This is a genomic window from Cobetia sp. 5-11-6-3, from assembly GCF_013374055.1.
GTDB classification, from domain to species: Bacteria; Pseudomonadota; Gammaproteobacteria; order Pseudomonadales; family Halomonadaceae; genus Cobetia; species Cobetia marina.
In genome coordinates, this window is sequence record NZ_BLWJ01000002.1 from 113,662 (window position 1) to 128,359 (window position 14,698).

Below are 14,698 nucleotides of genomic sequence, written 5' to 3' on the forward strand. Positions count from 1 at the left end.
ATCTCGAGTGCTCAGCTCTTGCCGGAGATGACTTCGCCGCCAGCGCCGACACAGGATTCGGCACTTGCGGTGTAGGACCAGCCCTGACCCTTGCAGGCATTGTGGCCCTTGCAGGCGCTGGTGGCGGTGGCGCACTCGGAGGTGCCCTTGCAGGAGTTGATCCCGGAGCACTTCACGGCGTTGTCAGCCGCCTGCACGGACATGGAGGTCAGGGCGGCGGTGGAGAACAGTGCAGCGGCAGCAGCGGCAAAGGTGGCGGCAGTCACGGTCTTCTTCATGGTCATGATGGTTTCCTTTCGGGCGAGCCCGTTTTTTCTGGTTGTTGAGCAAGGTTCGATGCAGATATCCACCCGGCCAGTCAGGTCTCGTTGCCGGGTCATTGAGTCTTACGTCGCCGGCGTGAAGGTGGATGCACCGCGGCTCGAGAATTTGACCGGGAGCGCGAAAACCCTCTGAAAGACGCTATTCTGCTCGTGGCATACTGTGTGCCTGTCATGTCTTCTGTGCTCTGTCGAAGCAGTGTGCAGCGGGCCCTGCCTGCCTCATGGCCGATCCGTCCATCGGTCTCGTATTCTGCTTATGGAGCCTTGCATGCTGAACTCCCTTCGACGCCTGTGGCATACCCCGCGCTGGCGCTGGAGCATCCTCGTCATCCTGTTGCTGGGAGGATGTAGCGCCGTCACCGTGCATCAGCTGGATGCGCGTTTCGGGACGCCCGAGCCACGCGATCGCGTCGTGTCCGGCGATAGTCTGGCGGGGAGGCATTGGGAAGATGAGGTCAAGCCGATCCTCGAGACGCGTTGCGTGGTCTGCCATGGCTGCTATGACGCCCCGTGCCAGCTCAAGATGTCCTCGGCGGCCGGGATCGACCGCGGTATCAATCCCGCCCCTGTCTATGACGGCACCCGCTTGCTGGCGGCCAATCTGACGCGACTGTTCGAGGATGCCGACAGCACCGCTGAATGGCGTGACATGAACTTCTCGCCGGTGCTCAACGAGCGCAACGACTCGGCGCTCGCCAATCTGGAAGGCAGTGTGCTGTTCCGCTCGCTGAGCCAGAAGCGCAAGCAACCCCTGCCGGTGACGGAGGAAGGCCTGCTGCCGGAAGACCGCTTCGATCTGTCGCTCAATCGCAGTCAGGTGTGCGCGCCCATCGAGCGCTATGATGCCTTCGCGGAAGATCACCCGGACTGGGGCATGCCGTATGCGCTGCCGCAGATCAGTGATGAGGAGCACCGTACGCTGGTCAACTGGTTGGCGCAGGGCTCCCCGATGACCAAGGTGCGCCCGGTGTCTGAGGCCCTGGTGCCACGGATTCAGCAGGTGGAAGCCTTCCTCAATGGTGACAGCCTCAAGCAGCGTCTGATGAGTCGCTACATCTACGAGCACCTCTTCCTGACCCACCTGTATTTCCCGGAAGCGAAGGGGGCCAATGGCCGGCCGATCTTCTTCTCGCTGGTGCGCTCCAGTACGCCGCCCGGCGAGCCCATCCAGCGCATCTCCTCGCGCCGCCCCTATGACGCTCCCTACGCGGCCTATCCCGGAGATGGTCGTGACGTCATGCCGCATGACGAGGCCGGGCGTCCTCGCGTCTATTACCGTCTATGGCAGGAGCGCTCGACGATCCTGGCCAAGAATCATCTGCCCTATTCGCTGAGTGACGCGCGCCTGGAACGCTGGCAGTCGCTGTTCCTCGCGCCGGACTATACGGTGGATGACCTGCCTGGCTATGACCTCAAGACGGCGTCCAATCCCTTCCTGACGTTCGAGGCGATCCCTGCCGAGTCACGTTACCGCTTCATGCTGGATGAATCGCAGAACACCATCATGGGCTTCATCAAGGGGCCGGTCTGTCGTGGCCAGGTGGCCGTGGACGTCATCAATGACCACTTCTGGGTCAGTTTCACCGATCCATCACTGTTCAGCCTGCCGCAGGTCGAGCGCACCCTGGCACGGGAGGGCGAGAATCTCAGCCTGCCTGCCGAGCAGAGCAGCAATGCATTGCCCATCTCCTCGTGGATCAAGTTCGAGCGCAAGCAGCAGGCCTATCTGCAGGCCAAGCAAAAGCTGATGATGCAGGCCTACGAGGACGGCAATCTGCGTCTGGACATGCAGCTGTTGTGGGACGGCAGCGGCTGGCAAGGTGGCGAGGGTGGCGATCACAACCCCAATGCCGCCCTGACGGTCTATCGTCACTTCGACAATGCCGCCGTGATGAAAGGGCTGGTCGGCAATGTGCCCAAGACGGCCTGGGTGATCGATTACCCGATGCTTGAGCGCATCCATTACCTGCTGGTGGCCGGCTTCGATGTCTATGGCAACCTCGGCCACCAGCTGACCACGCGCCTGTACATGGACTTCCTGCGCATGGAAGGCGAGAACAACCTGCTGGCGCTTCTGCCTGCCGGCGAGCGTCAGGCAGTGCATGACAGCTGGTATCAGGATGTGGATTCTGGGCTGGAAAAGCTGCTGTTCAAGAAGCCGCCCCAGTTTGATGCCCCGAGCGATATCGTCTGGACACCGGGAGAGCTTTCCTCACCGGATAAGGCGCGCATTGGGTTGATGCGTCGCCTGCGCGAGCGCCTGGCGCCGGAACTTGTCCACGAGCGTAGCCTGGAGACGCTGGAGGATGATGCCGTGCGCCGCGAATTGAAGGCCTTGAGCGAGGTGAGTGGTCTGGCGGCCAGCCTGCTGCCGGAAGTCACCATCATTGCGCTGGAACGGGAGGGAAGCGAGCACCCACAGTTGTTCAGCGTGCTGCGCAACTCGGCTCATGCCAACATCACCAGCCTGTTCGACGAGGAAGCCAATCGGCGTCCTGAGCGCGATACGCTGGATGTGCTGCGCGGCGTGGCCGGGGATTATCCGAATGCCTTCTGGCATCTGACACCCGAGTCGCTGCAGGGATTGGCACGGCGGGTCGCCGTGCTCAAGGATGAGGCGGACTATCGACAGCTGATGGCCGATATCGGAGTGCGGCGCACCGACCCACGCTTCTGGCAGTTCTCGGACAGCGTGCTGCGTGCCAATTATGCGGATCGTCCCGTCGAGGCCGGGTTGCTAGATTACAACCGTCTGCAGAATCGCTGAGCGTCTCCGAGCCGCCTGGCACTGTCTGGAACACACGAAGGCCCGCCACATGAGGATGTGGCGGGCCTTCGTGGTGAGAGAGATGGCATCACGGGGGTCAGCGACCGCCCTGACACTCTCCTTCTGCCAGCTCTATCAGGCCATCCAGGTGCAGGATATGGACCTCGCGCGCCTGGATATCCACCAGCCCCTGAGCCTGGAAACGCGTCAGGATACGGCTGATGGTTTCCACGGCCAGTCCCAGGTAATTGCCGATGTCGGCGCGGGACATGGAAAGACGGAAACTGTATGGCGAATAGCCGCGGCGACGGAAGCGCTGAGAGAGGTTGACCAGGAAGCTGGCCAGGCGCTCATCTGCCGTCTTGCGCGACAGCAGCATCATCATCCGACGATCCTCATGCAGCTCCTTGCTCAGGCTCTTGAACAGCTGGGTGCGCAGTTCCGGCAGTTGGGCGGAAAGCGCATCGAGGCGATCGAAGGGAATCTCGCACACGGTCGTGGTCTCGAGTGCCACGGCGCTGCCGGGGTAGGCATTGCTGTCGATGGCATCCAGTCCAGCCAGCTCGCTGGGCAGGAAGAAACCGGTGAGCTGCTCCGTGCCACTGTTCTCGGTGTTGATCTGTTTCAGGCTGCCCGAGCGCACCGTGAAGACGCAGTCGAAGGGCTCGCCCTGGGTGAAGAGAACCTCGCCCTTTCTGAGCGGCGCGCGGCGCCGAATGATGGAGTCGAACTGGTCGATGGCTTCCATGTTCAGTGCCAGCGGCAGACACAGTGAGCTGAGCGAGCAGGTCTGACAGCGTGCTTCATGCGCACGCAATCGATGGGATGCCGTTGTCTGGGCCGTCATGGTGACTCTCCTGGGGCATTACGCCGAAACTCGTGGGGGGCGGGTTTCGGGTGGGGGTGTCCGGGTGCGACACCTGGTACAGGGCGATTCCATGGTCCTGTACGGAGAGGCAGCATCCTCATGGACTGAGTCGCTGCTGCCTGTCGGTGCTGTCCGTCAATGATACCTGTCAGGCGCACTTCCCAGAACGGGTTCCCGTCCTGTGGGGCGGGATGTGAAGTGCTCCGTGAATCGCGCGCATTATATTAGATAATTCTGATTGTGTCGTGATGTCCTGCATGACTCTAGACGCAGAACCTCCCGAAGGGGCAGGTTGCGACGCCCTGCCTCATCCGACTCGGGAGAGCCAGGTGACATCATCCACTCAAGGACATGACGATCTGCCCCATGCTGACCAGCAGCGTGAGCAGAAACAGCAGACTCCAGACCAGCGGCAGCGGCCTGTCCGGCTGAGGGGTGCCGTCAATGCGGTGTTCGTCGCCTGGCCCATCTCCCTGCAGGTCATCATCGGGTGAGGTGCTGCGCGAGCGAAGCCCGACAAGCAACAGCGTGCAGAAGGCCAGGCTGCCCAGCGTGAGCATGCTGATCCATGCCTGCCAGAACAGTGGCAGATCGACGTTTGCCAGCAGGTTCATGGTGCAGCTCCTGTCGTCAGTGTCAGTGTGGCGAGTGTCTCCCCTGTCGGGTCGGGTGCTGTCGCGGATGAGTGCCGAAGGGGATCCGTCTGTTGAAGATAGGCCAGCAGAGCGGTCGCCTCGGCCTTGCCGCGTACCCGGGCGGGCGCCGCGAGGATCTCGTCGTCTCGGTAGGGCACGCCAAGCGCCTGCAGGGCCCGCATTCGCTCGGCGACACCCTCGCCGCTCAGGGCGTGCTCGAACAGCCAGGGGTAGGCCGGCATGCTGGAATCCGCCACCTTGTGGCGCGGCGAGTACAGGTGCAGGCGTTGCCAGGCCTCATCATGTTCCGCCGGGAGGCGGCTCAGGTCAGGGCCTTGACGAGCGTTGCCCCACAGGGCCGGTCGCTCCATGAGGTGGCGGGAGGCGGCGTCCCGGCTTGCATGGCGTGCCTGGTCTCCCGGCAGATCCCGCACCATTCGGGTATGGCATTGTTGGCAGCCTTCCCGCAGGTAAAGGCGCTGTCCCTCCAGCGCCAGCGTATCCAGCGGTGTCACTTCTTGCCCTGCCTCCTGAAACCCCAGAGGCAGCAACTGGGCCAGCGCGCCGACACTTGCCGCCATCACGCAGAGCGCGGCCATCAGGCCCGGATGCCGTTCGAGCAGTACGTGTCTCATGCCGGTGTCCTCCCCCGAGCGTGTGAATCCCCGATGTGGTGATGAGCGCGCTGGGTAGAGGAGCGCGTGATGGGACGGCGGGAGGCGCGCAGGAGATACGCTGCCATCAGCAGCAGGCCGAGTGCCCAGCAACTCAGCCCCACCAGCGTCATCAGCATCGGCGGGCGAGCCACCGCCAGGACGTCGGCGAGGGAGTGCAGCGGTTGTCCCTCTGCGTCTACGGCATGCCACAGGCTGCCCTGCAGCAGGGTGGTGGTCCAGCTGGCAGCGATGCAGAGCAACATGCCGGCGATGGCCAGCCAGGCGTGGGTCATGATCAGCGCCGAGGGTGCTTCAGGCAGCCGCAGACGGTAGAGCATGAGCACGCTGACCAGACCGATGACGCCCAGTGTGCCGGCCGGCGAGAGGCTGCCGGCGGCGCTGAAGGTCATGTCGTTGAGCGGGGCGATGGACAGTGCCACATGCTCCATCACGCTGATGGCCAGAAAGAGCAGGGCCGCGCCGAGCAGGCAGGTCTGAGGATGATGGCGCAGGGAGGGCCAGTCCGCCTTGAGGGTCAGCAGGCCGTTGAGAGGAATGGCCAGTCCCGGCGCCAGCAGCAGGAGCCCCATCGCCATTCCCAGCGCCTGGCTCCACTGGGGCAGGGCACTGGCGTGCAGCAGCACCGCACCGCTCCAGGGCAGCAGCAATACCAGCAGCCAGAAGCTGATGATGGCCAGACGGTGAGAGTGAAGGGGCTGGCGGGTCAGTCCCGAGAGTGCCTGATACGCCATGGCAATGAAGCCCAGTGCCAGCATGCCGCCGGGCAGCATTCCCTTCTGCCAGCTCTGCAGCAGCGCGTCCAGACTGCCTGAGAACATGGGCAACGATGTCAGCGGGCCCAGGGGCACCGCCAGTGACAGCAGGGTATGCTGCATCAGTATCATCACCAGACAGCCAATGAAGCACCAGCCAGCCACGGGCAGGCGCGCTGTCGGTCCTGCCTTCCAGTTGACATGGAAGAGCCACGCGACCGCGATCCACACTGCCAGCATCAACAGGTTGAGTGGCCAGGGATATTCGGATTGGCCATGCCCCGACGCGAAGCCCGCGGCAATCGATATGCTGCCAAGCACGAGAATCGTCTGCCAGGCCCGCAGCGTGAACCGCTGGAGACGCCGCTGGCCCGGCCGGGCTTGCGTGTCATGATTGGCCAGTGAATACAGGCTGGCAATCAATGCCGAGCCGCCCAGGCCGAAGAGCAGCAGATGCTGTTGCACAATGGCGAGACGGCCATGGCTCAGCCAGGCGATGGGCGGGGCCAGGGATGGCCACAACTGCACGGCGGTCAGCCATGCCGCCAGCAATAGACTGACGGCGCCTGAAAGAATGGCCGTCGTGCCAAATTGGCGAATCACCTCGTGAGAGGCGCCTGCTCCATCAGGTGCTGTGCCCATGTCATGACCTCATCATGCAGTGAACAGCGATGTGCTCTCCTGAAGAGAGCACGACTCACGAGACGATTCAGCATTCATTTCAGCTACCAGGGAGGACACTGAGTGTCTCTTGTCACTTCATCATCGGACGAAGATCGGGATGCGTCCAATGTGGCGGCCGTTCCCACCCCCTACGCCGAGGAAGGTTTCAAGGTCGCTTCCTTTGACGCCATCGCCGATGAGCTGGAAAAGCGTCTGGAGCTGTCAGAGGAGGCGTTGGCGGCGCGCGGTCCCTGGCGAGGCTGGGTGGCCTCGTTCGGTCCGCTGGAGATTCATGGCAGCCCTCGGCAGGTGATTCTGCTGCATGCCCATGGGGCGGGCGCCGGACGCGAGACCGATTTCCATCAGCAGTTCGGCAAGGCCTGTGCACACCAGGGGGCGGCATGGCTGGGATTCGACTTCGCCTACCTCGTCAAGATGCGCTGCGAGGCACGCCGTCGTCCGCCGCCGCGGCTGCCCGGGCTGATCGAGGAGATGACGCGCTGGCATGAGGCGCTGGCCGCCAGTCTTGCCGCCAGGGCGTCTCTGGCGACATGCCCGGTATTGCTTGGTGGCAAGTCCATGGGGAGTCGCGTGGCCTCGCATGTGATGCAGGAGCTGGAGGGGCGAGGCATGCCAGCCCCCTCATCAGGCCCACGTCGAATATCGCCCCTGGGCTGGTATGCGCTGGGCTATCCCTTTCACCCGACCGGCAAGCCGGACACGCTGCGAACCGAGCATCTGGCGGCAATTGATGCGCCGGGCCTGATCTGCCAGGGCACGCGAGATCCCTTTGGTCATTGCGAGGAAGTCGAAGGTTACGGATTGCCATGCACCATCAGCCTGCATTGGCTGGAGGATGGCGAGCATGATTTCAAGCCTCGCAAGGCGAGCGGCAAGACGCGTGAGGGACTGATTCGCTCAGCGGTGGCAGCGATCCTTGCACACCCTGCGTTGCGCTGATGGGTGTCAATCCATGAGCGACACGAATTTTCTCCCTCGTGGCATCCTGATGTCAGAATGTTGACACAATGCTGATGGTTGCTGGGCTACAGGTGAGTGGTGCTGGGAAAATCCAGTCTTATCAAGACCCTGTCGAGGAGTATTCTGAAACTTCCTGTAAAAAAAGTATTGACTCATGGGGCGGATTCCGTAGAATGCAGCGCCAACGAGACAGGGGTGGTTAGCTCAGTTGGTAGAGCACCAGCCTTACAAGCTGGGGGTCACTGGTTCGAACCCAGTACCACCCACCATTTGAAAAAAGTTATTGCTTATCAAAGCGTTACTTGATTAAATGGCCTGGTTCGTCAGCAGAAGCAAACGTTGCAGTGGACTGGTAGTTCAGTTGGTTAGAATGCCGGCCTGTCACGCCGGAGGTCGCGGGTTCGAGTCCCGTCCAGTCCGCCACTACCGTTTGTCATGCGCCCGATGTTGAGTTGTTCTGAATGGACTGGTAGTTCAGTTGGTTAGAATGCCGGCCTGTCACGCCGGAGGTCGCGGGTTCGAGTCCCGTCCAGTCCGCCATTCAGAATGACGCGATGTCACCGCTGCTTGCAGCAAGGATCGTCTGTGTTGGGTGATTAGCTCAGTTGGTTAGAGCACAAGCTTCACATGCTTGGGGTCACTGGTTCGAATCCAGTATCACCCACCAATGTGGACTGGTAGTTCAGTTGGTTAGAATGCCGGCCTGTCACGCCGGAGGTCGCGGGTTCGAGTCCCGTCCAGTCCGCCACTCGATCTACAGAATTCGTGAAACCCGAGCCCTCGTGCTCGGGTTTTCGCGTTTCTGGCCAGCAAGATGCTCGTTGTTGCCTTCCTCGTTGTTGCCTTCCTTCTGGACGTCCCATCGTCCCATCATCCCCCGTTCGACGTTTCTTCGTGTTTCAGGTCCGTGAGCTACCCGTTCGGCTGGAGGCGCGGTGCTGTCTGCGCCATGCGCCCGGTGGTTTGGCGTGCCAACGCTTGCAGGCGTGCTGGAAGCTTTCCGGACCGGCAAATCCCAGTACCCAGCTGATTTCCTTCAGGCTCAGATGGGTGTCACGCAGATAACGCTCGGCCAGTGCGCGGCGCGTGTCATCCAGCAGCCCCTCATAGTGCCAGCCTTCGGCGGCGAGTCGTCTGGCCAGGGTACGCGGGTGCAGATTGAGGGCCGCTGCGATCTCGTCGCGTCCGGGTGCGCGCCCCGAAAGCCGCATGGCAATGGCACGTCGTGTGCGTGACAGCGTGTCATGAGGGCCCTGACGGCTCTCCAGTCGCTCCGTGATCTGTTGACGAAGCTGGGCAAAGGCGACCGGTGCTGCCTGCAGGGTAGGGGCGTTCAATACTCTGTCTGGCAGCCACAGCCGATTGCGCCCTGTCGCGAAGTGCAACTGGCTCGCAGGCAGGCCCAGGCGTCGGGCATATCGCCAGCGCCAGCGCTTCTCCGTCTGCTCATGCATATCGTCTGGTGAGGGGGTGAGCGGAGAGCTGTCCTCCGGCGAGCGGGGGATTATGTAATCGATCTCGAGCGATGCATCGCTCAAGGCATCGCCACTCAGCTGGCGAGCCAGATGCCACCAGCCTCCCAGTACGCTGTCGACCACGAAGCGGTTGTAGGCATTGTAGGGAGCGAGGGAGTAGAAGTTCAGCCAGCCGCCGGTGGCCTGGCGCTCGAAATGGCCATGCCCACGACTGTTGTCGCTGTAAAGTGCCTCAGCCTCGCACAGCAGCGTCAGCCCTGCCGCCAGAGTGGGGGCGCAGGCACACGCAAGTCCGGGGAGCAGAAAGTCTCCCGGGCGAATCTGAGCGGCCATCTCCAGGCCGAACAGTTCATCACCGCTGGCAGTGATGGCGGCGTGGCCCAGACGCATGTAGCGAGCGATGCCGATCCGGGCATCTCCGTCGTCCGGCAGCGGCCAGCCCGTGTAGGGCTGCATGATGGGCTCGGCGTGCACGTCGCGCGCGTGCAGGGCACGTGCAACGAGGTGCGCCAGGCTGACCGAGACTTCTCCTAATTGCATGGGGCTGGCTCGTGTCGAGAGGTCGGGGAGATAAGCGCGAGGCTTGCCGTCGGCCGGATATTGCGCAGGGCATGTCCTGCAAGGATATCAATGTGTCCTCCAGGCGCATTGAGTGCAAGCGGTGATGCACTACACTGAGCGTATCGAGATTCATACGACTGTTTGCCTTGGGTGTGCGTCGCCCTGACGTGTCTACCGCCAACGTGCACGAGTAGCGCAAGGCAACAAGATGACAATGACGACCTGATGAGTTCCGCGTGCTGGTGTCCCGGGGTCCGGTTGACGGCCACGCCAGTGCGACGGCAAGGAGCAAGTGCCATGACTGCCTATCCGAATATCTTCCGTCCGCTGAAGCTGGGACACATCACGCTGAAGAATCGCGTGCTGATGGGGTCGATGCATACCGGGCTCGAGGAAGCTCCCAATGGCTTCACGCGCCTGGCGGCCTTCTATCGCGAGCGTGCCCGTCATGGTGTCGCCCTGATCGTCACGGGAGGGATCGCCCCGAACCCGGAGGGCGCGGTCATGCAGGGGGCGGCCAAGCTGACCACCTCGCAGGAGGCGCAGCGTCATCGTGAAGTGACCGATGCCGTGCATGCCGAGGACGGGCGGATATGCCTGCAGATCCTGCATGCCGGTCGCTATGCCTATTCTCCGGATCAGGTCGCGCCATCTGCCATTCAGGCCCCGATCAACCCCTTCATGCCGCGGGCGCTGAGCACCGAGGAAGTGAAAGGCCAGATCGCGGATTATGTGCGCTGTGCCGCCCTGGCATGCGAAGCGGGCTATGACGGTGTCGAGGTGATGGGGTCCGAAGGTTACTTCATCAACCAGTTCATCTGTCGACGGACCAACCAGCGTGAGGATGAATACGGTGGCAGCTTCGAGAATCGCATCCGTCTGGCGGTGGAGATCGTCGCGGGCATCCGCGCGGCGCTGGGTGAGGATTTCCTGATCATCTATCGGCTGTCGATGCTGGATCTTGTCGATGAGGGCAGCACATGGAGCGAGGTGGTCGCGTTGGGCAAGGCCATCGAGGCGGCCGGTGCCAGCCTCATCAATACCGGGATCGGCTGGCATGAGGCACGAGTGCCCACCATCGTCACCAGTGTGCCGCGTGCCGTCTTCACCGGACTGACCCAGCGCATGAAGGCGGAGCTCAGTCTGCCGCTGATCACCACCAATCGCATCAACATGCCGGACGTGGCCGAGTCGGTACTGGCGGAGGGACATGCCGACATGGTGTCGATGGCGCGTCCGTTCCTCGCTGACCCGGCGTGGGTCAGCAAGGCGCAGGCGGATGATGCCGCGATCATCAACACCTGCATCGCCTGCAACCAGGCGTGTCTTGATCACACCTTCCAGATGAAGCTGACCTCGTGTCTGGTCAACCCGCGAGCCTGCCACGAGACCGAGATGGTGATCGAGCCTGCCCGCCGCGTGCGGCGTGTCGCCGTGGTCGGAGGTGGTCCAGCAGGTCTGTCGGCGGCCGTCACCGCGGCAGAGCGTGGTCATGAGGTGGTGCTGTTCGAGGCGCAGGCGGAAGTCGGCGGGCAGTTCAATTTCGCGCGCCGCATTCCGGGCAAGGAGGAGTTTGACGAGACGCTGCGCTACTTCAACGAGGCGCTGGCACGCAATGGTGTCGAGGTTCGGCTCAATACGCGTGCCACCGCGGAGATGCTGGCAGCGTTCGATGCCGTGATCCTGGCCAGTGGCGTGCGTGCGCGTACGCCCGCGATTCCCGGTATCGAGGAGGGCATCTCGCGTGGCCAGGTGCTCAGTTATGGCGAGGCGATTCGTGCTCCGGAGCGAGTGGGGCGACGTGTGGTGCTGGTCGGTGCGGGAGGCATCGGGTTCGATGTGGCGGAGTTGATGACGCATCGTGAGCCGTCACCCTCGCTGGACGGCGAACTGTGGTGCGAGGAGTGGGGGGTGGATCTCTCGGTCAGCACCGCCGGCGGCCTCAAGACACCGACGCCCGGCGAGAGCCCTCGTGAGGTATGGCTGCTGCAGCGCAAGACCTCCAAGCCGGGCAAGCATCTGGGCAAGACGACCGGCTGGGTGCACCGGGCCACCCTCAAGCAGCGCGGAGTCAAGATGGTGGCGGGCTGCGATTATCAGTCCATCGATGCCGAGGGGATGACCGTCAGCATTGATGGCAAGGTCCAGCATCTGGCGCTCGACAGTATCGTGCTGTGTGCCGGCCAGGAGTCGGTGCTGGAGCTCAAGGCGCCCCTGGAGGCGGCAGGGATCGAGCTGCACATCATCGGTGGCGCCGATGAAGCCGCTGAGCTGGATGCCAAGCGCGCCATCGCGCAGGGCACCATGGCGGCCGCAGCCCTCTAGCCCGCTCCCGGGAGTCTCGGCTGGCCGGGGCGCCTTTCGTGGCGGAGCGAGTGTCGGCGAGATGGGGATATTCAGCGTTGAGTTGAGCCGAAGCTCTGCCTAGACTGAGAGTGGCCATCACGGCCGTCGTGTCTGCGTGACAATGACGGCCGTGATGGCCTTGTCGTCTCTCCGCCTTCTGCCGTTCTCACGGCGCATCACCACGATGGGACTCGCTCATGTCATCGCACGCAGCCGCTTCTCGCCAATCCACCGACGAGACTCTGCCGCCGGATGGCGCCACGGTCCTGTCCGCGCCTCAAGGTGCGCTCTCCTCTCCTGCTGCTGTCGCTGTCGCGTCTTCAGCGACGGTCACGGCCTCGCCGATCGCCTCGCTCGAGGCCGACTCCTCATCGGCAGGGGGCGGCCTGGAAGCACTGCTCGAGTTGTTCACCCTGCCACGGGTGGAGCGCCTTGACTGGCGCGTGGCCCGCGAGGCTGGGGTGGTGGTCGAATGCCTGCGGGCTGATACCCTGGATGCCGAGATATCCGGCAACAAGGCATGGAAGCTGCGCCTGCCACTGGCGCGAGCGCTCAGCGAGGGGCGAGGCATCATCAGCTGTGGCGGCGGCTGGTCGAATCACCTGCATGCTCTGGCGGCTGCCGGGGCGCGTCTGGGGGTGGCGACGCATGGCCTGGTGCGTGGGCATCCGGAAGCTCCGCTGACGCCGACGCTGAAGGATGCCATGGCCAACGGTATGCACCTGAACTTCATCTCACGGGCGGAATACAAACAGCGCGACCAGCCCGGGTTCTCCGCCCGCTTCAGTGATGCACTGTGGGTGCCGGAAGGTGGGGGCAGCGTGGAGGGGGTGGCGGGGCTCGAGCCGTTGGCACAGGCGCTGGTGACACCTTGCAACGGAGAGCCAGCGCCCCAGCTGGTACTGATGGCCTGCGGCAGCGGGACCACGCTGGCGGGTGTTCTGAGCGCGCTGGGAGAGCGTGATGGTCTGCGTGTGATTGGCGTCCCGACCATGAATCACGGAGATCAGCTCTATCACCGTGTGCGTCGTCTGCTGGCCCGGAGCGGCGGCAGTGAGCAGAAGACACCGGAGTGGGGGCTGTGGTTGGGAGCGCAGGCGGGCGGCTTCGCCAAGGCACCCGCCTGGTTGATCGACTTCATCCAACGATTCGAGGCCGAGGCCGGGTTGCAGGTCGAGCCGGTGTATACCGGCAAGTTGTTTGCCTCACTGGCCCACCACCTCGCCAACGGGATGATCGCCCCCGGGACTCGTGTACGGGTTCTGCATACGGGCGGTCTGCAGGGGCGCAGAGGGTACCCGGCTCTCGATGCTGCCTGAGGGATTTTCCTGCATGGCCGTCTCGTCGTGATGGTCGCGTCGGATCATGGCTGGCGGCGGCATGCAGCGCTGTTATGATGGGATTTCTACTGTGGTGCCTGCCATCCCGGGTACCGCGTTCGTTTCATCGGGCAAGGTGACCCCTTGCTCTGCTCTGGATACTCCCATGACGACTGACGCCCTCGCCACGACCCGCTCCGCGGCCACTGACATCGATGACACCTGTACATCACGTTTTCTGGCCAGTGACAACACGTCCGGTATCTGCCCCGAGGCGATGGCATACATGATGCGAGCCAATCAGGATGATGATCTCGCCTATGGCAACGACCGCTGGACTCAACAGGTGACGGACAGCTTCCGTCACCTGTTCGAGACCGAGTGCGAGGTATTCTTCGTCTTCAATGGCACGGCGGCGAATTCCCTGTCGCTGGCGCATCTGTGTCAGTCCTATCACAGCGTCATCTGCCATGAACTGGCCCATATCGAGACTGACGAATGCGGAGGGCCGGAGTTCTTCTCCAATGGCTCCAAGCTGCTCAATGCGCCGGGTCCGAATGGCAAGCTGACGCCTGAAGGCATCGAGCGACTGGTCACCAAGCGCAGTGATATCCATTATCCGCGTCCGCGTGTCATCTCGCTGACCCAGTGCACCGAAGTCGGCACCGTCTATAGCCTGGAAGAGCTTCAGGCGATTCGCGAAGTGGCCGACCGTCATGATCTTCAGATCCACATGGACGGCGCGCGCTTTGCCAATGCCTGTGCCTCGCTGGGCGTCTCTCCGGCCGAGCTTACCTGGAAGGCCGGCGTGGACGTGCTGTGCTTCTCCGGTACCAAGAATGGGCTGGCGATGGGGGAGGCGGTGATATTCTTTGATCGCGAGCAGGCCCGTGACTTCGACTATCGCTGCAAGCAGGCCGGTCAGCTTGCCTCCAAGATGCGTTTCATCGCCGCGCCGTGGATGGGGCTGCTCGAGAATGACGTCTGGCTGGACAACGCACGTCATGCCAACACCATGGCGCAGTATCTGGCCGAGCGACTCGAGGCATTGGACGGCATCGAACTGCTGTTTCCCTGTGAGGCCAACAGCGTCTTTGCCAGCTTCCCCGAGCATGTGCTGACGGCGCTGCGTGAGCGTGGCTGGACCTTCTACACCTTCATCGGCGCAGGTGGCGCACGCTTCGTATGTTCCTGGAATACCAGTACGGATCTTCTGGATGCTCTGCTTTCTGATATCCAGAGTGCCCTGTAAGAAAGGGAGCTGAGAGTGACACTCTCGTAGCGTGTGCTGAAAAGTGAAAAAAGCCCATCGGCCATCCGATGGGCTTTTT

The 14,698-nt window shown here is 62.9% G+C and carries 11 protein-coding genes and 5 tRNA genes; 10 read left to right on the plus strand and 6 right to left on the minus strand.

The annotated features are described in order from the left end of the window. Positions 1 to 11: 11 nt before the first annotated feature. The gene (locus tag HXS66_RS04425) at positions 12 to 284 is read right to left on the minus strand and encodes a hypothetical protein (RefSeq protein WP_240499614.1); all 273 of its coding nucleotides are present in this window, start codon (positions 282 to 284) and stop codon (positions 12 to 14) included. A 307-nt stretch (positions 285 to 591) separates the two neighbouring features. On the opposite strand from HXS66_RS04425, the gene HXS66_RS04430 reads away from it, so the two are divergent. Further along, positions 592 to 3,090 carry a fatty acid cis/trans isomerase gene (locus HXS66_RS04430; protein WP_176502955.1) on the plus strand — a complete coding sequence of 833 codons (2,499 nt, stop codon included), beginning with the start codon at positions 592 to 594 and terminating at the stop codon, positions 3,088 to 3,090. Positions 3,091 to 3,187: 97 nt separating this feature from the next. Here HXS66_RS04430 and fnr read toward each other — a convergent pair whose 3' ends face one another. From fnr to HXS66_RS04450, 4 genes are all read right to left on the minus strand, one after another. Then, the gene (gene fnr / locus HXS66_RS04435; RefSeq protein WP_077378772.1) at positions 3,188 to 3,937 is read right to left on the minus strand and encodes a fumarate/nitrate reduction transcriptional regulator Fnr; all 750 of its coding nucleotides are present in this window, start codon (positions 3,935 to 3,937) and stop codon (positions 3,188 to 3,190) included. Between the two features lie 356 nt (positions 3,938 to 4,293). Continuing rightward, the gene (locus tag HXS66_RS04440) at positions 4,294 to 4,572 is read right to left on the minus strand and encodes a hypothetical protein (protein WP_084209417.1); all 279 of its coding nucleotides are present in this window, start codon (positions 4,570 to 4,572) and stop codon (positions 4,294 to 4,296) included. Next, positions 4,569 to 5,228: a cbb3-type cytochrome c oxidase subunit II gene (locus HXS66_RS04445; RefSeq protein WP_176502956.1), complete on the minus strand. Its 660-nt coding sequence runs from the start codon at positions 5,226 to 5,228 to the stop codon at positions 4,569 to 4,571. Before HXS66_RS04445 ends, HXS66_RS04440 begins: the two co-directional genes overlap by 4 nt. Continuing rightward, the gene (locus HXS66_RS04450) at positions 5,225 to 6,664 is read right to left on the minus strand and encodes a cbb3-type cytochrome c oxidase subunit I (RefSeq protein WP_176502957.1); all 1,440 of its coding nucleotides are present in this window, start codon (positions 6,662 to 6,664) and stop codon (positions 5,225 to 5,227) included. The genes HXS66_RS04445 and HXS66_RS04450 overlap by 4 nt, the downstream gene beginning before the upstream one ends. Positions 6,665 to 6,814: 150 nt before the next feature. Between HXS66_RS04450 and HXS66_RS04455 the strand changes: the two genes are divergently transcribed. The 6 genes from HXS66_RS04455 (at position 6,815) to HXS66_RS04480 (ending at position 8,414) form a co-directional block, all read left to right on the plus strand. After that, positions 6,815 to 7,645, plus strand: coding sequence for an alpha/beta family hydrolase (locus HXS66_RS04455; RefSeq protein WP_255303094.1), 831 nt, complete (start codon positions 6,815 to 6,817; stop codon positions 7,643 to 7,645). 214 nt (positions 7,646 to 7,859) lie between these two features. Next, positions 7,860 to 7,935: transfer RNA gene (locus tag HXS66_RS04460), tRNA-Val, on the plus strand. A gap of 77 nt (positions 7,936 to 8,012) precedes the next feature. Further along, positions 8,013 to 8,089 (plus strand) — tRNA-Asp (locus HXS66_RS04465). A gap of 40 nt (positions 8,090 to 8,129) precedes the next feature. Beyond that, positions 8,130 to 8,206, plus strand: a tRNA-Asp gene (locus HXS66_RS04470). 50 nt (positions 8,207 to 8,256) lie between these two features. Next, positions 8,257 to 8,333: transfer RNA gene (locus tag HXS66_RS04475), tRNA-Val, on the plus strand. A 4-nt stretch (positions 8,334 to 8,337) separates the two neighbouring features. Then, positions 8,338 to 8,414 (plus strand) — tRNA-Asp (locus tag HXS66_RS04480). A 151-nt stretch (positions 8,415 to 8,565) separates the two neighbouring features. On the opposite strand, the gene HXS66_RS04485 is transcribed toward HXS66_RS04480, so the two are convergent. Beyond that, the gene (locus HXS66_RS04485; RefSeq protein ID WP_176502958.1) at positions 8,566 to 9,681 is read right to left on the minus strand and encodes an AraC family transcriptional regulator; all 1,116 of its coding nucleotides are present in this window, start codon (positions 9,679 to 9,681) and stop codon (positions 8,566 to 8,568) included. A gap of 318 nt (positions 9,682 to 9,999) precedes the next feature. Between HXS66_RS04485 and HXS66_RS04490 the strand changes: the two genes are divergently transcribed. The 3 genes from HXS66_RS04490 (at position 10,000) to HXS66_RS04500 (ending at position 14,619) form a co-directional block, all read left to right on the plus strand. Continuing rightward, positions 10,000 to 12,027 (plus strand): NADPH-dependent 2,4-dienoyl-CoA reductase, encoded by a 2,028-nt coding sequence (locus HXS66_RS04490; protein ID WP_176502959.1) that lies wholly within the window; start codon positions 10,000 to 10,002, stop codon positions 12,025 to 12,027. A 218-nt stretch (positions 12,028 to 12,245) separates the two neighbouring features. Further along, positions 12,246 to 13,367 carry a 1-aminocyclopropane-1-carboxylate deaminase/D-cysteine desulfhydrase gene (locus tag HXS66_RS04495; protein WP_176502960.1) on the plus strand — a complete coding sequence of 374 codons (1,122 nt, stop codon included), beginning with the start codon at positions 12,246 to 12,248 and terminating at the stop codon, positions 13,365 to 13,367. A 211-nt stretch (positions 13,368 to 13,578) separates the two neighbouring features. Then, positions 13,579 to 14,619, plus strand: a complete 1,041-nt coding sequence (locus tag HXS66_RS04500) for a low specificity L-threonine aldolase (protein WP_176503069.1) — start codon at positions 13,579 to 13,581, stop codon at positions 14,617 to 14,619. Positions 14,620 to 14,698 lie beyond the last annotated feature (79 nt).